The organism is Polyangium fumosum, from assembly GCF_005144585.1.
Classification (GTDB): Bacteria; Myxococcota_A; Polyangia; order Polyangiales; family Polyangiaceae; genus Polyangium; species Polyangium fumosum.
On record NZ_SSMQ01000047.1, the window covers coordinates 17,251 to 37,152 of the forward strand.

The following is a 19,902-nucleotide window of genomic DNA, read 5'->3' on the forward strand; positions in this document are numbered from 1 at the left end:
GTGGCGCCGATGTTCCACGTCGAGGCCATTTCGGTTCGCCCCCTGTCGGTCCCGCTGCACGATCCCTTCGTCATCGCGACGGGGCGCGTGACCGTGACGCGCTCGGCGGAGGTGCGCGTCACGCTCGCCGCGGCCGGCGCGCGGGCCGAGGGGCTCGGCGAAGGCGCGGCGCTCTGGCCGGTCACGGTCGAGGATCAGCCGGACGTGCTCGCGGCGCTCGCTGCCGCCGCGGAGCGTTTGTCCGGCCAGTCGATGGTGCTCCCGCAGGTGGACGGCGAGCGCGGGGTCTCGCTCGCGGGCCTCGTGGAGCTCGGGGCGGCGCTCGACGAGGTGCTCGCTGGGAAGCCGGTGGCGCGGGCGGCGCTGGAGACGGCGCTGCTCGACGCGTGGGCGCGGCTCGTCGGGATGCCGCTTCGGCGCCTGCTCGGCGGAGCGCGGGGCGAAGCGACGCGCTGGCTGGAGACGGACATCACGATTCCGATCGCCGAGCCCGCGCGGATGGCCGAGCTCGCGCAGGGCTGGGCGGCGCGGGGCTTTCGCCATTTCAAGGTGAAGGTCGGCAAGGACATGGCCGAGGACCTCGCGGCGCTTTTCGCCATCCAAAGCGCCGTGCCCGACGCGAGGTTTCGGATCGACGCGAACGCGGGGTTCTCCGCAGCGCAGGCCATCGCGATGGGGCGCGCCGTGGAGGCCCGAGGGCTCGTCGTCGAATGCTGGGAGCAGCCCTGCGCCGCGGACGACCTCGAAGGAATGGCGGAGGTGGCCGCGGCGCTCGCGCCGCCGGTGATTGCGGACGAGTCCGTGAAGACGCTCGCCGATCTCGGGCGGGTGCGCGCGGCGCGGGCCGCGGATGGGGTGAACCTGAAGCTCGTGAAATCGGGCGGGCCGCTCGGGGCGCTCGCGATCGGGCGGGCGGCAAGCGAGGCGGGGATGCCGATCATGATCGGCGGAATGGTGGAGACGCGGCTCGGCATGACGGCCGGCGCGCACGTGGCGGCGGCGCTCGGGGGCGTGGATTTCGTTGATCTCGATACGGCGTGGCTGCTCGACGGGGATCCCTACCGCGGTGGATACGAAGCCGACGGCCCGCGGTACGAGCTTTCGGCGGAGCCGGGGCTCGGCGTGATGGCTATCGGGTGATCAAGACGGGCAAACCATCCCCGTCGTCGAGCACGCGGCCGAGGGCCACGTCGCGATAACCTTCGCCCGCCCTCCTCTCCTGCCGCGCCGTCCCCCAGGCCTCGATTTCGTCGCCTTCTCGAAGGCAGGTCTCGGCGAGATCGACGAAGCGAGGTTCAACGCGGAGTCCGCGCGCGGAGAGAAATGCCTCAATGCGCGCGGCCGCTTGGGGGGCGAGCGACCGTGCCCTCTCCTCGGGTGTTCCGAGCGCGACGGCAACACGTTCGCCGCGGACCTCCACCGATTCGGCGCCGTCCACGAGGGTCATGCAAACGGCCTCGCCGTCGTCGAGGAGGAGATCGTCGATGCGGCCCACGAGCCGGAACGCGAGGCAGGGTTTGCCCGAGAGCGGGGCGATGAGCGCGGGCTTCGAGCCGCGTGACACGCGTCCCCGCGCCGAGGCGCGCGCGGCGCGGAGCGGCTCGACCGAGGGCGTGTCCTCGATACGCGCGCTTTTTCGTGCGTCGAGGAGCCGAAGGGCCGCGACGAGCCGCTCGGTGATGCGGGTGGAGGCATAAAGCGGGAAGATCAGGGCGATCCTCGCCACCACGGCGAGGGGGATCATCATGACGAACAGGGGGCCGACGGAGTTTGCGAAGGCCTTCCAGCTCGTGAACGCGACCACGGGTCTCGACGCCGTCACCTCGGCGATCCCCATCGCCGCCACCAGCATGAGCAGCGGGATGCGCAGGCGCGGCTTCTGGGTTCCCTTGTGCCACGCGTCGAGCTTCCCGTGGAGGGCATCGAGGCGCTCGGTAGCTCGACGCAGCAAGCTCCGCCGAAGGGGCGTGGGGAGGGGCAGCGGCACGAGGAGCGGCGGAGGCAGGGGCTCGTAGCGAAAGCGGCGATAAATGGCGAACGTGAGGAGGACGAGCCCTGCCCAGAGGCCCCACGGGAGCGCGAGCAGCATGCACCAGATGCCGAAAAAGCACAGGCCCGCGAGCAGCAAGAGCCCGACCCCGAGGGCGTTTTGCTCGAAGCTGGGTACGTGGACCACCTGATCCCACAGGAAAAACGCGTCGACCACCACCGAGAAGAGGAGGCCGAGGGCCGCGGGCACGTAGAGCGCGAGGGTGCGCGCGACGTCGAGCCACCTGTCCATTTCGACACGCCCACGCAGGGTCCGCAGCGCGTCCGCGGCGGGCAGGGTCGCGGCGCGGCAGCGCGGGCAAACTGAATCCGTCGCCGGGAGGCGGAGCTTGCAGCCGAGGCAGGCCTTGTCGAGATCGTTGCGCACGCGATGCGTCAGTCTACCGCCCTGAACGGGTGGCGCGCGAGGGGCGCGAAGGCGCGTCGTTCGGGCAGGTTTCCGCCCTCCGCGGCGTCTTGTGGGGGCGCGCGGCCCGTGTACGCTTACCTTGAACGCATTCAGGGAGGTATGAATGTCCGAAGGACCGCTTGTCTCGCCGCAGCTCGTCATTCACAGCCGCATGCTCTACACGAGCTGGATCCCCGCCGATCCCAAGGCCTGCGCGCGCCTCTTGCCGGCCACGCTCCGCCCGGCGAAGAACCACGCGATCTACATGAACCAATACGTGGTCGATTCGCCCGAGCAGACGACGGGCTTTGGCGCGTATTCGCTCACGTACCTCGGGCTCGATCTCGACGGCCACGTCGCGCCCGACGGCGTGACCCCGGGCCGGTTTTTCACGCATTATCTGAACTCGTCCGAGCGCGTCCGCACCTACGCGCGCGAGCGCGGCGTGCCGGCCTCGTCCGGCGAGACCTCGCTCGCCATCGAGAACGACATCCTGACGGCCACGACCTCCGTGGACGGCGTCCCCGTGATCCGCTCCCGCGCCCGCGTGGGCAAGGAGATCGGCATGGTCGCCCGTGGCCACCTCTTTTATCTGACGCGCCTCGGCCATCGCATCCTGGGCGGGCGATATCCGTACATCGGGGATCTCGTGACCCCGTTCGAGGTGCTCTCGATCGAGATGCTCGCCCCCGATCATCCGGTGTATGCGCTGCGCCCCGCGTCGCCGCTCCAGGTCGTGCCGGGCGCTTGTTTTTATTCGCCGAGCGACTCGTTCGTGTATCCCGGCGGCGAGGTGGACCTCGGCCCCGCCGGCCATTGAGCGGCGGGGCTCGAGGCGCGGAATCCGGTCAGTCTTCGTTGCCGTGCACGGGGTCGGTCCTCGGCTTGCCGCGGAGGAAGGCCCCGACGGTGACCACGTCGTAGGCGTTTTCCCAGTGCTCCGTGATCAGGCCCCCGCGGAATCGCCACACCCCGCAGAAGGGCACCGCGAGCGTCGCCCCGTCGCGGTGGGCCCGCAAAACGCCGAAGACGGCGCCGAAATGGTCGTTCGCGACGATGTGCTCCACGTCCATCACCAGGGTGCCGCCGGTCATGCGGACGAGCTCGCGCTCGTGGGCGACGGCGGCCTCCCTGCCGACGGCGCGGCCGGCGGCGGCATCCCGGACAAATGCCCGATCGGCCTTGTGCAGGACCATATCGTCGGCCGCGTACTCCCCGATGCGCGTCAGATCGTCGTAAATGGCGCGCAGCGATCGGACGTTCGGATGCAGGGCGGCGGGATTCATGACTGCTCCTGGGTGGAAGACTCGGCGGGCGGCGTCGGACGCCACGTCGGCACGCTCGCGGCAATGTTCGCGATTTCGAGCATCTCCTTGTCGTCCAGCTTGACCTGCGCGGCGCGGAGGTTCTCCTCCAGGTGGGTGATGGAGGAGGTGCCGGGGATCGCGAGAATGGCCGGGGACTTGTGCAAGAGCCAGGCGAGGGCGAGCTGGGCGGGCGTGAGGGCGCGCTTGCGGGCAAACCCGGCGAGGATGCTGTTCGGCCCGGCGAGGGCGCCGTGTCCCATGGGGAACCACGGGATGAACGCGATTCCGCGCTCCTCGCAATAACGCAGGACCGGCTCCCCGGCGCGGTCCGCGACGTTGTAGAGGTTCTCCACGGCGACGATCTCGGTCATCGCGAGCGCCCTTTCGAGTTGCTCGATCGAGACCTCGGGTTGCCCGGAGAGCGCGATATGGCGGATCTTGCCCTGCTCCCGGAGCCGGACGAGCTCGCCGAGCTGATCGGCCAGCGGGACGGCCGGGTCGATGCGGTGGAGCTGATAGAGATCGATTCGCTCGACCCCGAGGTTGCGCAGGCTCATCTCCACCTGCTGGCGCAGATATGCCGGGCGCCCGCAAGGGACGATGTACGGCTGGTCGCGGCGCGTCCAGTCCTCCGGTCCGGAGCGCAAGAGCCCACCCTTCGTGGTGATCACGAGCCCCGCGGGATAGGGGTGCAGGGCGCGGCGGATGATCTGCTCATTGGCGTCCGGGCCATAGGAATCGGCCGTGTCGATGAAATTGACGCCGAGGTCGACCGCGCGGCGCAAGAGCCGGATGGCCGCGTCCGGGTCGGTCGGCGGTCCCCACATGCCGGGCCCGGTCAAGTACATGGCGCCATAGCCGAGGCGTCGCACGGGAAGGTCGCCGCCGAGATGGAACGTCGACGACGGAGCTTTCAGCGCAGTATTCATGGCAGTTCCCCCTCCTGTCTTCTCGATGCACGACGGCGGCAAAATGCCCGCCGTCCTTGTCGGCCGTCCTAGGCCCTCCAGGAACCGACGGCCATTTCCGCCGTGATTCCAGGGCCGAACCCTGCGATGACTCCATGCCCGCCGTCGTGAACGTGGTTGTCCGCGAACAGCCGTCCAATGGAGTCGAGCACCACCACGCTGGCGATGTTGCCGTATTCCGTCAACGTCGCCCGGCTGTACCGGAACGACTCCTGCGGTACGCCGAGGTACTTGCACAGATCGTTGAGGATGCGCGGCCCGCCGGCGTGAATGATGTAGAAATCCAGGCTGCCTACGTCCCAGCCGTGACGTTCGACGAGCTCCCGCAGCACGGGCGCGAGAGGCTTCATCGTCCCCGGGACGCGCTTGTCGAGCCTGAAATGGAATCCCGTTTCTTTCACGAGATACGAGATCCAATCCTCGGTGTTCGGGATGAGATACGCCGCATTCCGCTCCAGCCGGATGCCCTTGCCACCGCTGCCCCGGACGACGACCGCGCCCACCGCGTCGCCGAAGAGCCCGTCGGAGAGGAGCGAGCCGACGTCGTCGTCGGGCGGCTGGTAGCATAACGAGCAGAACTCGCAGGCCACGATGAGCACGTTGCTGCCGGGATGCGCCACGCAGAAGTCGTGCGCGCGGCTGATGGCCGCCGCTCCGGCCGCGCACCCGAGCTGCGCGATCGGGATCTGCCGCGTGTCGTGACGGAAGCCCATGGCATTCACGAGCCAGGCCGTCATGGCCGGCATCATGAAGCCCGTGCACGAGACATAGATGATCGCGTCGATGTCCTGCGCCGTCAGTTCTGCATGTTCGAGCGCTTTTCGTATCACCGGAGGTACCCGGTGCTTGGCCTCGGCTTCGTAAATCTTGTTGCGGCTCTCGAAGCCATGGTGCTCGAGGGTCTGCTCGAGCGGCTGTACGATGTGCCGCTTCTGCACCCCGGTGCTGCTGATGAGCCGCATCGCGAGCCTCAACTGCGGTTTGCCCGCGTGGAGCTGCTCAGCCATCTTCAGCGTGTCTGCCATCGTGACGATGTTCTCCGGAACCGCGACTTCCGGCCTGCACAAGGTGGCCATGATCCCCTCCATGTGTTCGACGCCCGAGAAAGGTCCGGTCGAAGAAAATAATCGCGTGGCCAGCGACGGTGTCTTCTGCCAGGACGAGAACGAACTCTGTGAAAATGGGAGACCGATCCCGTTCACACGGCGTTTCCGCGGGCCCGGACGCCGGGAAGGCTCGCTCTCGACGACATCATTTGGCCTCTTCCCCTGGAGCTTTTCGTGATTCTCGCAGGGCCGCCGCCGCATCCGATTTCGCATATCGCAGGTTCGCGATGACCAGGTCCAAGAGCTCGGTCGCGAAGGTGATGACGTCACGAGCCTGGTACCCAGCGTTCATGAAATCGCGGAACATGGTCTTCGCGAGGACGTGGATCTCCGCGCCTGACATCGATCCTCGTACGGCGCGCGATTCGTCGCTGTCTTCCGGCGGCATGGCCCTGCTCTCCGATCTCTCCGCTCGTGGGAAGACCCATCGATTGCACGGAAGCGAGCAAGCTCCAGACCAGGCGAGCGCGCCCCGGGCGTGGATGAAATTACGGTCGCCGGACTCCACCGTTGTCGCTCATTCAATCGATGAGCGCGAGCGCGACTACGTCTTGTGCGGCATTGTGGGATATCGCGCGAGGCGGCCGGGTAAATGCTGCGCGTTTCATTCGCGGCATATGGGTGCGCCTTGCCCGGCCTCGCTCCGCCGCCGTGGCCATCTTCGAGGGTAGATGCCGGGTCGGGAGCGGTCCCTCTCCACTACGCGCGCCCCCCTCAGCCGCATGGACGGCGCCGTCCTCCGCCACGGGGCCCCTCGCCCTTGCGCGCGTCGGGAGCCGCGCAATCGTCCGTCCGCGTCGCAGATAGTCGCTGCGTCCGCCGCCGTCGTGCCGCGCCGCGCGTGCACATCCGCGCGCTCCGCCCGAAGCGGTTCGGGCGATGCTCCAGGAGGGTCGCTTTCATCCACGCTCGGCAGGTCGCCGAGGGGGCCGATCAGAGGTGCGATTTCAGGAATGCGAGCGTGAGCGCCCAGGCCTGGGACGCGGCGGCCGCGTTGTAATTGCTGCGCGCGTCGCAGAAGAAGCCGTGATCGTGCTCGGAGAACTCGATGTTGACGAAGGGCTTTCCGTGCTTCCGCAGCGCGTCGACCGTGCTCTGCGCCGCCTCCTGCGGGATGAACGGATCCTTGCCGGCCCAGATGAGCAGGATGGGCCCCGCTTGCGTCGCGGCATAAGAGAGCTTGTCGGGCGCGATGCTCCCGTAAAAGGAGACCGCGCACTTGAGCGGGGCGACGCCGTTCGTCACGAACGAGAGGCGCCCGCCCATGCAGAACCCGAGCGCGGCGACGCGGGCCTCCGCCACGGCCGGGTGCTTGGCGAGGTAGTCGGCGGCGGCGCGCACGTCGGCCTCACTCTGCTCGCCCTTGTATTGACCCGCGAGCTTCAGGCTGGGGGCGAAGTCCGCGTAGTTGCCCTCGTAGCCGGGCGTGGTGCGGTGGAAGAGATCCGGCGCGAGCGTTACGTACCCCTCGCGCGCAAAGCGCTCGGCGACGTCGCGGATGTGCGCGTTGACGCCGAAGATCTCCTGCAGGATCAGAATCGCGGGGCGGGGCCCGTCGCCCTCGGGCCGGCAGAGATAGCCGTCCATCGTGGTGCCGTCGGCGACGGGGATCTGAACACGCTCGGTGCGAATGGTCATCGGTTTCTCCTTCAAGGGGTTTGGCTAGGCGAACTCGACGCAGGGGTTTGGCCCGGCTCTTTCGTCGGAGCCGGCTCGGCGTCGGGCTTCGCGCGGAGGACGAGCCAGAGCGCCGCGGGCAAGGCGGTGAAGTCCGCGATCATCGAGAGGACGAAGGCCACGGCGGAGAGGAGGCCGAACTGCCGGATCGGCGGCAGATCCGCCATCCCGAAGGCTACGAAGCCGCCCGCGTTGATGAGCGTCGCGAAGAAGATCGCACGGCCCGAGACGAAGAGCGTGTGCCGGAGCGCCTGCTCCACGGAGCCTGCCTTTCGGCCCTCCTGGAAGTGATAGAAGAAATGGATCTGGTCGTTCTCGCTCGTCCCGAGCACGGTCGACGCGATCAGGATCGTCGCGACGTTCAGCGTCATGCCGGAGATGCGCATCACGCCGAACATGACGAGGATCGCGAAGAGCGAGGGGATCATGGCCATGAGCCGCGCCGCCCCGCTCCGGAACACCACGAGGAACGTGACGAAGATGATGCCGACCGTGAGCTCGAAGCTCTCGACCAGCGTGGGCACGAGGCTCTGCGAGACGCGCGCCTGGAGCGGCGCCATGCCCACGGTCCGGAGCTCGAACTCCTTCAACGCAGGGTTCTTCGCGACGGCATTCTTCCAGTGCTTGTCGATGCTCGCCTGGAGCCGCTCGAAGGCCTCGTGCTCGGTCGCCTTCGAGATGATCGTGAAATGCGTCTGGCCGAGGCCGTTTTTCTGGACGAACCGGCCGAGGAGCGGATCCACGGGCGCGAGGGACTCCAGCGTGCCCGCGAGCTCGTCGAGCGCCTCGGGGTCCTTGGGGAACGCATCGCCCGCGCCGCCGAGGTACTGCATCATGCGCAGGATCGTGGTCGGGCCGATCGCCGCGCCGACCTCGGGATCGGCGACGAGCCCCTCGTGAAACGCCTGAAATCCTTTCAGCGCGTCGGGCTCGGAGACGCTGCCGACCCCGCCTTTGAGCCAGACCTCGGTGACGGAGAGCCCGGGGATCTTCGTCTCGATGGCCTTCGTGTCCGCATAAAGCCGTGATCCCGAGTTGATGTATTCGACGGGATCGGTGAGCAGCCGCATCGGCTTGACGACGCCGGGCAGCCCGAAGAGCGCCACTGCGCCCGCGAAGGAGAGCACGATCGAGCCGAGGACGAGCGGCCAGCGATACCGATAACTCCACCGGGGCAGCGCCTCCGTGAGGCGGACGAACCACGCCGCCGCGACCTTTTGCTCGATCGCGGTCGGGGTCTTCAGGATCTTCTGCAGCGCGGGGAAGAGCGTGAAACAGACGACGTAGCTGAGCGCGAGCCCAACCGCGACCCAGACGCCCATCTGCCGGATGGGCTGGATGCTCGAGACGACGAGCGCCGTGAAGCCCACGGCCGTCGCGAAAACGGACGCGGTGCAAGCCAGCCACTTGTTGGCGAGGGAGAAGACCTGGTGCTCGTCGACGCTGCGATCCGCGGGGCGCTCGACGAAACGCGACTGCAAGTAGACGAGCGTCGCCGTGGTCGTGACGAGGATCGTCATCGGCACCATGGGCGAGACGATCGTGAGGATGCCGCCCGTGAGGCCGATGTAGCCCATGGCGAAGGCGATCGAGACGCCGAGCGTGATCAAGAAGGCCGCGAGCGTGCGCGCCGAGCGATAGAGGAAGAGGCAGAGGCCGATGATGAACGCGGCGAAGAGGCCGAAATACTTCGGCCCGGTCTTCTGCATGTCCTCGTCGAGGTAGATGTTGACGTAGGGCTGGCCGACCTGGCGCAAGGTCTTCAGCGGGGCGCCGTCGCCGCCCGTCGCCTCGATGGCGCGACGCACGGCCGAGAGGGTCTCGCGGCGCTCCTGGCTCGTGTGCACGTCGAGCACGAGGGCGATGGCGAGGTAGCCGTCGCCGGCGAGGCCCTGATCCTGGAAGAGCTTGGTGCCCGAGACGAACTTGCGGAGCGCCTCGGACTGCTCGGGGGTCGGATCGAAGCCGGCCTTGGCGCGGCGGTAAATGGAGAGCGCAGAGTTCGGCTCGACGCGCGGGATCTCCTTCAGCGCGCGTTCGAGTTTGTCGAGACGATCGAGCACCGCAGGCGCGAAGGGATCGTCGGCCTCGGCGAGCAGGACGGCGAACTCACCGGCGCCGAAGACCTGCTCGAACTCGCGTGTCTTGACGTAGTCGGTGTCGCTCGTCGCGATGAGCCGCTCGATCGCGTTGTCCTGCTGGACACGCGCCGCGAACCAGGCCGCGGGCGGGAGGACGAGCGCATACAGGGCGATGATGATCCAGCGGGCCGAGATGATGCGGGTGAAGAGCCGCACGAGCCACCCGGGCGCGTCGTGGCTCGGGCTCGCGGGGCCGTTCGGAGGGCTCGAAGAAGTCGACACGGGACGCTGCTATCACGATCCCGCGCAGGCCGCCCGTCGATCCCGCGGCGTTTCAAGGCGCGGGCGCGGTCGCAGCAGGCTTCGGGCATGTCGGGTTGCCCGCGTCCTTGAGGAGCTGCGCGAGGAGCGCCTGATCGTCGCGGCGGAGCTTGCCGCGGTCGGCCGAGCAGCGGCAGAGGTGGGGCTTGGCAGGATCGACGTCGCCGAGCGCGATGTAGGCCTCGGCGACGCGCAGGTGGTTCTCGATGACGTCGGGGTCCTTCTGCACGAGGCCTTCGAGCAGCTCGAGTCCCGTCTCCGAGTCTCCATTCCGCAGGAGCGCGGCAGGCGCGACCACGTAGAGCGTGCCGAGCATGCGCGTCGCGGCGCCGTTGCGGAAGTTCGGATCGAGCGCGCGGCTGCGGCGCGCGTAGTGCTCGACCTCGCCGACCATGTCGGCCCCGAGCAAGCCCTTGAGCTGCACGAGGCGCCCCGTGACGACGGCGCGCGCGTACGTGTACGCGGCCGTGTCGACCGCGCGCGCGCGCACCTCCGCGTACGCGAGCTGGCGATCTTCCGGGGTGTCCACGCCCGCGGCGATGAGGTCTTCGAGCGCGTCGGCGATGACGAGCGCGTCTTTCGTGGCGACGGCGGTCTCGAGCGCAGCGTTGGCGGGGCCCTGCGCGCCGGTCACGCCGCCCCAGCAAGCGGGCAAGGCCGCGAGGGCAGCGACGAGGAGGAAAAAGGACCAGCGCACGGGCGGGAGAAATAACATCGTCGGCGGGGAGAAGCGCCCCCGCGCAGGCGAGCGAAGAGGCGCTACTTGTCGTACGCAGTGACGACGCCGGCGTAGTCGGCGGATGTCGCGGACTTGAGGGCGAGGATGCCCACTTCGCCGCACGTCGCTTTGCCCTCGCCCTCGCAAATCTTGGCGAGGTTTGCCTGGAACGCTTTGCGTGCGTCCGCGGGCGCGGAGGGGAAGGCGACGACGACCATGGGCGGGAGCTTGTCGCTCGACCAGACGGACTTGATGCCGGCGGCGCCGTCGATCTTGCCGAGCTCGGCGAGCTGCGCGTCGTCGACGAGCGCGCACGCCGCGTCGCCGCTCACGACCTTCTTGATGGTCTGGATTGGGCGGGTCGTCGTGACCAACGTGAAGTCGCCGAGCTTGAAGGCGCCCTTCGAGACGACCTTGTCGATGAACTTGGGATCGTCGGCGTGGTCGCTGGCGAGCGCCTTGCCCTTGCAACCGGCGAGGTCCGCGGCGCTCTTGCTGATGAGGTGATACTGCTGGCCGCCGGCGCGATTGACCGCGACCTGGCCGATGATGTCGAGGTTGTGCTTGGCCTTGAGGCCGAGGAAGGCGCCGAGCGAGAGGATGCCGTACTGAGGTTTCTGCGCGGTGATGAACGCCTCGGCGTTGCCGCGGCTCGTGTGATACTCGCCCTTCGCGCCGCCCCAGCCGTTCTGCTTGGCGGCGACGGAGACGAACTTGTCGACATAAGGCTGGGCTTGCGCCGCGCTCCCCACCCCATGCTCCCGGAGCACGAGGACCCCGACCGTCCCCTCCGCGGCCGCGTCCGCGCACAAGAAACCAGAGGCGGAAGCGATCACGGCGGTGGCGAGCAGGGAGCGAATGACAGTCGTTCGCACGGGTAGACCTCCTGGCTGACTTGGACGAGGGAGCCGGGAAGGTATGCATCGGGAGCCGTACGGACATCGGAAAAAATGAGGGGAGAGAGTTGCTCGGGTGCGCAAAGGTGGGACGGGCGGCGCCATGGGTGAAAATCCTTCATGAATTCGTACTGTTGGGTGGGTACGTCCCGTCCTCCTCCCAGGTGTCCACGAAGGTCACCCTTACATCTCCCCGCATCGCAGCGACGTCCACGGCAGTATGCTCCTCCACACGTTGGTACCGAAGGTCGACTTCCCCACGGCCGACGGGGAGGCGCTTGATCTCGACCCAGTGGAGCCAGCGCGGGAGGGTGGGGCGGACGATCCGAAGCTCGTTGCCCGGCGCGTTGGGCGAGAGGCCGAGGAGAGCGGCGAGGAGGGTGGCCCACGAGGCAGCGGCCCAGGCCTGGGGGCTACAAGCGACGGGGTAACGGACGGGGACGCCGAACGCGCTGCGCGCGAAGCCGCAGAAGAGCTCGGGCATGCGGTAGGCAGGGAAGTGCTGCGAAGCCTCGAAGAGCGCCGTGACGAGCTCGAGGGCGAGGGGCTCCTGGCGGTAGCGCTTGAAGCCGAGGGCGATGAGCGCGTTGTCGTGCGGCCAGACGGTGCCGAGGTGGTAGCCCGTGGGGTTGTACCGAGCCGCGCGCGTGGAGAGGGTGCGGATGCCCCAGCCGGAGAAGAGGTCCTCTTCCATGAGCCGTCGCGCCATGAGCTCGCCGCGCGCGTGCGGGACAACGCCGGCCCAGAGCGCGTGGCCCGCGTTCGAGGAGACGGTGGCGACCTGCCGTTTGTCGCCGTCGAGCGCGATGGCGTAGGCGTTGTCCGAAGGCATCCAGAAAGCCGCGTCGATGGCGTCGCGGAGCTTGGCGGCGCGTAGCTCCTCGGAGGCGGCAAGCGCAGGATCGCCGAGGGCGCGGTAGATGCGGGCCGCGGCGCGGCGGCTCGCGTAGGCGTAGGCCTGCACCTCGACGAGCGCGATCGGCGGTTCGGCGAGGGTGCCGTCGGGATGCGTGATCGCGTCGGTGGAGTCCTTCCAGCCTTGATTGACGAGGCCCGCGTCCGAGCGGCACGCGTACTCGAGGAAGCCGTCGCCGTCGCGATCGCCGTAGCGATCCATCCAGAGGAGCGCGGCGTCGAGGTTCGGGCGGAGCTCGCGGACGAGGTCGAGATCGCCGGTCGCGCGGTGGTACTCGGCGAGGAGGATGATCCAGAGCGGCGTGGCGTCGACGGTGCCGTAGTACGGCGAGAAGGGGACGACGCCGAGGCGCGCGAGCTCGCCGCGGCGCAGCTCGTGCATGACCTTGCCAGGCTCCTCGTCGCGCATGGGATCGTCGCGGCTGCCCTGGTGGCGGTGGAGCAAGCGCAGCGCCTGGCGCGCGGGTTCGGCGGAGATCCAGAGGTAGAGCAGCGCCGTGAGGATGGTGTCGCGCCCGAAGAGGCACGCGTACCAGGGGATGCCAGCGGCGATGAAGGGCGCGTCGGGATCCCCGGAGAGGAGGACACGGAGGTCGTTGCGCGCCTTCGCGAAGATCGCGTTGAAGAGGCTGTTGCTCGTCTCGACGCCGACCTGGCCGGCGAGCCATTGCTTGTAGCCCGTGAGCGCGCGGCGCGGGACCGCAGGGCCGTTCGGGTTCGTCAGCGGCGAGGCGTCGACGCTGACGCCGAGCGTGATGCACGTGGAGCCGCCGGGGCGGAGTTCGATGCGGTAACTCGCGGTGCTCGCCGCGAGCCGGTCGGGCTTGGGATCGAAGCGGACCTCGGTGCGCCGCGCGAGGCCGTCGGCGCCGTCGTACCGGAAGCGCAGGACGGCCGGCATGTGCTCGGGCGCGTGTGGCTTGCCCTTGCGCGCGCCCTGCACGATGCCGCGGACCTCGAACATGTCGGAGAAGTCGGCCTCGAAGTGCAGCTCGACGTCGAGCGTGACGGGGAAGCGGTTGTAGTTCTGGAACGTGAGCGACTCGTTGACCTCGGTGGGACGAACCAGGCGGTAGCGGCGGATCTGGATGGTCTGCTCGTGGACGGCCTGGCCCTCGGGCGTGACGAGGTTCGGGTTCGTGAGGACCTGCGCGCCGAGGAAATGCGCGTGGTCGCTGGAGAGGAGGATGGTCGGGCGGAGGCCCTGGATGGCGAGCTCGTAGCTGCTCAAGAAGCGCGTGTCGCCGAGGTAGAGGCCGTACCCCTCGCGGTTCTTGCGCGGGACGTTGCCCTCGGCGTCCGTGAGCAGGAAGAGGTCGCCTTCCTTGAGCAGGGTGGCCTCGCGGATGTCGCGCGCGGAAGGCGGCGCGTCGAGGGAGACGATGCCGGCGGGCGTGTTCGCCTGTGGCGCAGGCAGGGGAGCGGGCGGGGCGCGGTCGACGGGGGGAGCAAGGTCGCCGCGCGCAGGGCCGTCGTCGGGAGGGCCGTTCATCAGGCCACCTCTTCATGGGGACGCTCGACTTCGCGCGCGACGGCGTCGAGGAGGTCGCTCACGTCGAACGGCTTCGAGAGGACACGGCGGACCTGCGGCGTGAGCCTGAGCTGGGCAAGGAACGCGGAGACGACGATGACGGGCGTGCGCCGCGTCTCCGCCTGCTCCGACAGCTCTTCGAGGACCGCGTTGCCGTCTTTGCCCGGCAGCATGAGGTCGAGCAGGACGAGGTCGGCGCGCTCGCGCTGGACGATCGCGGCGGCCTCGATGCCATCGGCGACGCCGACGACGTCGTAGCCCTCGGCGCCGAGCAGGAAGGTCTCGAGATCCCGCAGCTCGGGGTCGTCCTCCACGACGACGATCTTCTTCCTCGGCACGAAAAGGCTCCTCCAGTCGGTGGGGAAGGCAAACGCGCCCGCAGCGTCGAGCGCGCGGCCGGCCGCTGCACGAGCGACCCCCAGAGACCCAAGGTGCTCGCGCCTCGCCATCAGGGGTTCGCGGAGCACGTACGGTGCCGCGCCCGTGTGGCGGACGCGCACGTGCAGGCGTGCTCGGCGAGGCGCGAGCGCTCCGAAGCGCGAGGAGGCGCACGCGGCGCGGTTTTTCGCGGCGCTTCGGGGGGCGGCCGTGAAGGAGACGAAAAGCGAAATTCGTCCTTGCGCGCGGGGCTTCGGCCGATCTATCTATACGCCCCCGTTGGCCGAGGGGCCGGCGGAGCGATGTCCTTCACGGGAAGGCATCACGCGAAGATGGCGGAATTGGCAGACGCGCTGGATTCAGGTTCCAGTGCCTTAACCGGCGTGGGGGTTCAAGTCCCCCTCTTCGCACTTCTTAAGATCATCTCGCACCGGGCTGATCCTTCCCACCCCCTCCAACCCGACGGCGCCGGCAAGTTCCAGCGGGTTCGAGGGGGTTTCGCTTTCCATGGCCGCGTCAAAGGCTGCGTTGATGCGGTCGACCGTGGCCTGCACGAACGGCGTCACCATCCTGGCCGCGATCTCGCGCTCTTCCGGCGTGTGCTTCGACATCGTCTCCTCCTCCTTCTCGCCCTCGTCGGGCAGCTCCGGGGCGTCTCGCTGGATCCCCCCCGGGTGAACCTTTTCGCTTCCCACCCCCGCAGGCGGCAAGACTGAACGGACGGACCGTCCGTCCGGGGCCGGCGTGTGCGCCGGACCGCTGGACGGGTGCGCCGTGGGGATGGCAAACATGTCGGGGGCGCTGGCGAACATGTCCGGGCTCCAGCAGCCCTTCGGGCTGTAGGCGCTCGCCGGTGGCACCATCCGAACGAACGCCCCGTCCTCAGTGTAGAGCGGCCCGTCTGCGCGGTCCCACGCGTATGCGCTCATCGCACCCGCTTCGCTGACGAATGCCGCATGCAAGTCAGCGTCGTCCTCGTGCTGCCACTCGTCGCAGACGAGACCCGAGGCGTGGCGAGCGCCGCAGCAGATCGCCACCGGCGGCCGCTCTTCATGGAAGACGAGGCCGCCCGGGTGGGGCCCCTCGGCGGCGCGCTCGCCCCGCTCGACCGTGAGGTTTCGCGGGTACATTTCCAGCAACTCGGGGCCGCGCTCCGTCTTGACGACCACCGCCACCAAACGGAGGTCCTCGCCGGGGCGCGCATACGTGGTGTCCCACTTGACGCGGCCGACGGCTCCCGCGTTTTGGCCTCGCACGATGCGCACCCACGTCCCGAGCACGAACCGCTCCGTAAGCTCGCTCCCGCTGGGCTGCTCCCCCTCGGTCTCGCGTTCGCCACGCGCCCTGGGATCCGCCGCCGGTTTGTCGGCGCCCGGTGCCGCTCCGGTGGGTTGGGCCGCAAACTGGTCCGGGTACCACTCGGTCCACGGCCTGTCGACGTCCCACCGATCGGCCGGATTGACGATCCACTCGTAGTCACCCTGCGCGTGCGTGTCGCCGGTCGTCGTCGCCCAGGCGACCCTAACGCCGTCCGGCCGCCGTGCCCCGTGCGGCTCCTCCCCGTCGCAGCGTCCGTTGATGAACGCCTCGCGGTCACAGACGAGGCCCGAGGCGTGGCGCGCGCCGCAGCGCTGAACAGGTGTGCCGCTGCTCTCCTGCTCAGGATCGCGGCTCGCCCGCTCGGGCGCGCTCGTCTCCTGGCCCGTCTCGGTCGGCACCCAGGTGACCCCGCTGTAATGGCACGAGCGTGAGGGTTCTACGTCCGGAGCGTGTTCGGCCAACCCCTGAACGGACGGCTCCCCGTGCTTGTCCTTCTCGCCCTCCTCTACCTCCGAGGCGCGCAGGAGCTGCCAGTCGTCGTCCCCGAACACCTCGGCGTAGAGCCCCTCGCCGCAGTGGATGCAGTCGAAATACGTGCCCGCGAACACTTCGCCGTCTGGCAGGTCGGCCAGCCGCTCACACGACGGACAGACGTTCCACGCCGTCACATCATCCTTGACAGATGCAACGTTCTCTGCATTCGCCTCTGGCTGCACGCCTCCGGCGTTGCCGGCTTGGTCGTCTCCGCCGCGCACCTCGGTCGCCTGCGGCCAGCGGCCGTGCCTTCCGGGAACGGGCGCGTTCGGCTCGGCGAGGTACGCCGTCAAGTCGTCGTCTTCGCGCCACAGCGCACCTTCCGCGCGCCACCATACGAGCCGACCGAGCACACCGTCGCCAGCATGCGGGCGCGCGACACGCTCGTGGCCCGCTTGTTCGCCGCAGGTGTAGCCAAGGCTGGAGGCGTGCCGTGCGCCGCAACGTCCCCGCTCCGCGCGGCTCCTCCCGTCCTGCGCGCTCGAAGCGACCGCCACCGCGCCGAACATGCCCGGCGCCCACGTCTGGCTGCCGTCGCCCGACGTCCCCTGTTCTCCTTCGACTGCGTTCGCCTGGACCCTCCAGACGGGCCCCCTGGCGCCATCCGCCCATGAGCGGAAGAGCGCCCCCGTCTCCACGTCCCACAAGACCGCCGCGAAGCCGGCGTACGCCCGATGGTCTCCTTCCTGGTGCTCCGCCAGGACACACGCGAGACCTGAGGCGTGCCGCGCGCCGCATACACGCTGCCCCTCGCCGCTCGGTTCACCTTTTTCGCGGTCGCCGGCTTGGTCGTGCCCGCCCGACGCACCGAAGCGCTTGGCGAGCACAGCCCGCTCCTTCTCGTTGAGGCTTGCCACCATCGCCTCCGCCTGGCGTCGCAGTGAACCGCCTTGGCGCGCAGGTCGCTGCGGCTCACGTGCGGCCATGGCTTCGACCTTGGCCCACAGCTCGGCGATCGAGGCACGTGGGGCCGCCTCGCCGCTCGGTGCACTTTCGGGTTCGCCGGAGGACGCTCGCTCCACGTCATCACGCCGCGCCCTCTCGCTCTCGTCCCCGTCCTCCGACGTGCGCACAAGTTGCTCGCTGTCGTCCTCCCCTTGCCATCCGAACGCCCAACCGTTCTCCGCTAGCGCCTCGTGATCTCGGTCCTCGTGCGGCTCTCGTTCGCACGTGATGCCGCTCTCCTGGTGAACTGCGCCGCAGAGCGCGCCCAGTTTGTCTTGCTCAAACTGCCCTGGGGCCCAGAGGCGCGCGCCTGCGGGCGCTCGGCCTTGGTCGAGCGCTGCGGGCGACCAGAAGATCGGCCGGCCGTCGTACTTGCGCCGCAGCTCGTCGTTGTCGCCCGCCCACATCAGCAGCGGCCCCATACCGTACGCGCCCACATGCATCCCCGTCGTGTGCGGCGGCTCGTGGCACCTGAGGCCCGAGGCATGCTTCGCACGGCACACCATCTGCGGCTGAATAAGCTCGCCCTCCTCCGCCTGGGCCGCGTCGCGCTGCTCCGCGCGCCGTTCGTTGTCGACCACGAGCCGCAGCGTCGGCCGCTCGTCGGCGCCGGCCTCATCCACCCAGCCGTTGTAACTCGTGAGGCGCGCGCGCCACCCACCATGCTCATCTTGAGCCCACAGCGCGCCGCGCGTGTGCTTCCACCGCACACGCAAGCGCACGACCGGCCCCGCCGTCGTCGCCTCGTGTTCGACATGCTCAGCTTCGAGATCGCAGACGAGCCCCGAGACGTGCCGCGCGCCGCATCGCGCGTCCTCGGTCGCTTGCCGCTCTTGGGCGCGCCTCGCTACGCGCCGAACCGCGCCGAGCATCGCCACGTCCTCCGGAAAGCGCACCACGTTCGAGCCTGCGCGCTCAACGTCCGCGTCGAGCTTCGCCGTGCGCTTCGGCGGCAGGTTCTCCTCCGGCACGGGGTCTCCTTCGAGCGCCCGGTCGGTCCGCTTCCATGGATGTCTGCATTCCGGCGCATCGCCCCACAGCACACGCAGACCGCCGGGGAGCGTCGCGCCGTGTAGACCCGCGGGCCCGTGCTCGGTGCAGACCAACCCTTCCCGCTCGCTCTCGGCGCCGCAGCCTCGTGCCGCGCTCGACGCGCTCACCGTCGCCGTCTGCGGCACGACCCACGACCAGCCCGCGGGCGCGCGCTCGCCCGCTGCTTCCCACGCGACAGGATCACCAGCCACGAGCCCCGCCACTTCCTCGAGCTCCGTGCGAACGAGAGAGGCCGTCGCCGTCTCCGACGCATCCGGCCAGGCCCTCACGCGCCGCTCCACGAGGCCCGCGGCAAGCGCGCGGCCTAGCGCGGTGGGGTCGGTCGTGTTCGCGGGATGGCGCGCAAGCTCCGCGCCGCATCTCTCGCACACGGCGTAGCGCGAGACGTGCCCGCACCACGGGCAGCTTCGTTCGCCGTCGCGCGCCTCGCTCTCGGCGAGCTCGGCCGCGCGCACGACCGCCACGAGCCCCGCGCGCGCCACCTCGCGCGTCATCTCGCGACGCTCCGGCGTCGTATGGTCCCAGTGCGAGCAGTGATGGCCCGCGCCCATGCCCTGCTCCACCGACGCCGCTTCGCTGATCTCCTCCGCACGCTCGTGCATCGCGATCGCCATCCGCTCCAGCGCTCCATCGGCGCGCGCGTCGAGCACGAAGCGCGCGAGCAGTCGCGCCCACGACCCACGCGCGCCCGGCGAGCGTCGCAGCACCCTCCGGAGCACGTCCTCGGCCTCGCGTCCCCCGCTCGGCACCTCTTTCAGCTCGTGGGCCCCACGACGCTCGGTTTGCCGGTGGTCCGGATGAACCGCTGCGCTCTTCTTGGACACGTCGTCCAGCGCGCCCGCGGCCCCCGTCACGCTTCCGCATTCCCCGCACGCAAGTACGCTCGCGGCGCGATCGCCGCACCGCCACCCCGCCAAGACCGGGCGTAGCGAGCCCCCGCAGTCGCACGCAAGCGCCACGTCGACAGCTTCCTCTGACTCCGGCCGCTCGCACGCCGCCTCGCACACCGCGCAATACCCCCACGCACGGTGGTCTTCGCGCGGCGCCGCCTCGCACACCATCGGCCGCCCTCGATCACATGCGGCCTCCTCGCTCCCCGCCATCGTCCAATGGTTACTCGCGCCATAAACCCCCGACTCCGGCGCCAGCGGACAGGCGTCCCACACCCCGAGCACCCAAAATACCCACTGCGCCACAAACCGCTGGATCACGCCGCAAACCTCGCCGAGCGGTCCGCAGCTTTCACGCTCTTCCATTACCGTTCCTCCGTCTTGAACATCTTGAACAACTCCAACTGCACCCCACGCGCCACCTTTCGCCGCTTTTGCCACACCGACCCTCGCCAATTCGCCTGCCGAATGTCCGCGCCCGCTTCTTGCTCCAGGGCGTCCGCTCGCTCCATCTCCATCATCGCCAAGCCCGGGAATTCCTTTCTAAGCCCTGCGGCCGCCCGACGCGCCGCTTTCGCATACCCAAGCGCATGCAAAGCGCTCGCCGGAATCGCCAGCACCGGCCCCATTGCTACCTCCTATTCCGCCGCGCGCGCTCTGCGGCGCTGCGCTAATGTCTACGCGCGTCGACCCTTTCTTATTCTAACCGGTCGGCACCTGTCCACCCATTTTGCTTGACGTGGAATTGTTTTTGGTGTGCGCGCGGCGCCTACCTGGTCGCGGGTTTTTCGTGGCGCTCTCGGGTTCGGCGTCGAGTAGTTCGCG

The 19,902-nt window shown here is 69.1% G+C and carries 15 protein-coding genes and 1 tRNA gene; 3 read left to right on the top strand and 13 right to left on the bottom strand.

Going from position 1 to position 19,902, the window contains the following annotated elements; all coding sequences use genetic code 11:
- The first annotated feature begins 9 nt into the window (after positions 1-9).
- Complete coding sequence (locus tag E8A74_RS34450; RefSeq protein ID WP_136933319.1) at positions 10-1,140, top strand: dipeptide epimerase; 1,131 nt, start codon at positions 10-12, stop codon at positions 1,138-1,140.
- Here E8A74_RS34450 and E8A74_RS34455 read toward each other — a convergent pair.
- A complete protein-coding gene (locus E8A74_RS34455; RefSeq protein WP_136933320.1) occupies positions 1,130-2,416 on the bottom strand; it encodes a hypothetical protein in 1,287 nt (428 codons plus the stop codon). The two genes, E8A74_RS34450 and E8A74_RS34455, sit on opposite strands and share 11 nt — an antisense overlap.
- Before the next feature lie 145 nt (positions 2,417-2,561).
- Here E8A74_RS34455 and E8A74_RS34460 point away from each other — a divergent pair, with 145 nt between their 5' ends.
- A complete protein-coding gene (locus tag E8A74_RS34460) occupies positions 2,562-3,257 on the top strand; it encodes a hypothetical protein (RefSeq protein ID WP_136933321.1) in 696 nt (231 codons plus the stop codon).
- A gap of 28 nt (positions 3,258-3,285) precedes the next feature.
- On the opposite strand, the gene E8A74_RS34465 is transcribed toward E8A74_RS34460, so the two are convergent.
- The 10 genes from E8A74_RS34465 to E8A74_RS34510 form a co-directional block, all read right to left on the bottom strand.
- Complete coding sequence (locus E8A74_RS34465; protein WP_136933322.1) at positions 3,286-3,723, bottom strand: nuclear transport factor 2 family protein; 438 nt, start codon at positions 3,721-3,723, stop codon at positions 3,286-3,288.
- Complete coding sequence (locus E8A74_RS34470; protein WP_136933323.1) at positions 3,720-4,673, bottom strand: aldo/keto reductase; 954 nt, start codon at positions 4,671-4,673, stop codon at positions 3,720-3,722. The genes E8A74_RS34465 and E8A74_RS34470 overlap by 4 nt, the downstream gene beginning before the upstream one ends.
- A gap of 68 nt (positions 4,674-4,741) precedes the next feature.
- Positions 4,742-5,788, bottom strand: coding sequence for a type III polyketide synthase (locus tag E8A74_RS34475; RefSeq protein ID WP_136933324.1), 1,047 nt, complete (start codon positions 5,786-5,788; stop codon positions 4,742-4,744).
- 175 nt (positions 5,789-5,963) lie between these two features.
- Positions 5,964-6,206: a hypothetical protein gene (locus E8A74_RS34480; RefSeq protein ID WP_136933325.1), complete on the bottom strand. Its 243-nt coding sequence runs from the start codon at positions 6,204-6,206 to the stop codon at positions 5,964-5,966.
- 545 nt (positions 6,207-6,751) lie between these two features.
- Positions 6,752-7,456: a dienelactone hydrolase family protein gene (locus E8A74_RS34485; RefSeq protein ID WP_136933326.1), complete on the bottom strand. Its 705-nt coding sequence runs from the start codon at positions 7,454-7,456 to the stop codon at positions 6,752-6,754.
- 11 nt (positions 7,457-7,467) lie between these two features.
- On the bottom strand, positions 7,468-9,858 hold the full coding sequence (locus tag E8A74_RS34490) for an efflux RND transporter permease subunit (protein WP_136933327.1): 2,391 nt from the start codon (positions 9,856-9,858) through the stop codon (positions 7,468-7,470).
- 52 nt (positions 9,859-9,910) lie between these two features.
- Positions 9,911-10,612, bottom strand: a complete 702-nt coding sequence (locus E8A74_RS34495) for a tetratricopeptide repeat protein (protein WP_136933328.1) — start codon at positions 10,610-10,612, stop codon at positions 9,911-9,913.
- A gap of 44 nt (positions 10,613-10,656) precedes the next feature.
- On the bottom strand, positions 10,657-11,490 hold the full coding sequence (locus E8A74_RS34500) for a substrate-binding domain-containing protein (RefSeq protein WP_136933329.1): 834 nt from the start codon (positions 11,488-11,490) through the stop codon (positions 10,657-10,659).
- A 139-nt stretch (positions 11,491-11,629) separates the two neighbouring features.
- Positions 11,630-13,918, bottom strand: coding sequence for an amylo-alpha-1,6-glucosidase (locus E8A74_RS34505; RefSeq protein ID WP_136933330.1), 2,289 nt, complete (start codon positions 13,916-13,918; stop codon positions 11,630-11,632).
- Positions 13,918-14,295 carry a response regulator gene (locus E8A74_RS34510; protein ID WP_170229585.1) on the bottom strand — a complete coding sequence of 126 codons (378 nt, stop codon included), beginning with the start codon at positions 14,293-14,295 and terminating at the stop codon, positions 13,918-13,920. The genes E8A74_RS34505 and E8A74_RS34510 overlap by 1 nt, the downstream gene beginning before the upstream one ends.
- A gap of 366 nt (positions 14,296-14,661) precedes the next feature.
- Here E8A74_RS34510 and E8A74_RS34515 point away from each other — a divergent pair.
- Positions 14,662-14,745, top strand: a tRNA-Leu gene (locus tag E8A74_RS34515).
- Here the strand turns inward: E8A74_RS34515 and E8A74_RS34520 are convergent.
- Complete coding sequence (locus tag E8A74_RS34520; RefSeq protein WP_136933332.1) at positions 14,710-19,443, bottom strand: hypothetical protein; 4,734 nt, start codon at positions 19,441-19,443, stop codon at positions 14,710-14,712. The genes E8A74_RS34515 and E8A74_RS34520 overlap by 36 nt on opposite strands.
- Positions 19,443-19,706 (bottom strand): hypothetical protein, encoded by a 264-nt coding sequence (locus tag E8A74_RS34525; protein ID WP_136933333.1) that lies wholly within the window; start codon positions 19,704-19,706, stop codon positions 19,443-19,445. The genes E8A74_RS34520 and E8A74_RS34525 overlap by 1 nt, the downstream gene beginning before the upstream one ends.
- Between the last annotated feature and the right edge of the window lie 196 nt (positions 19,707-19,902).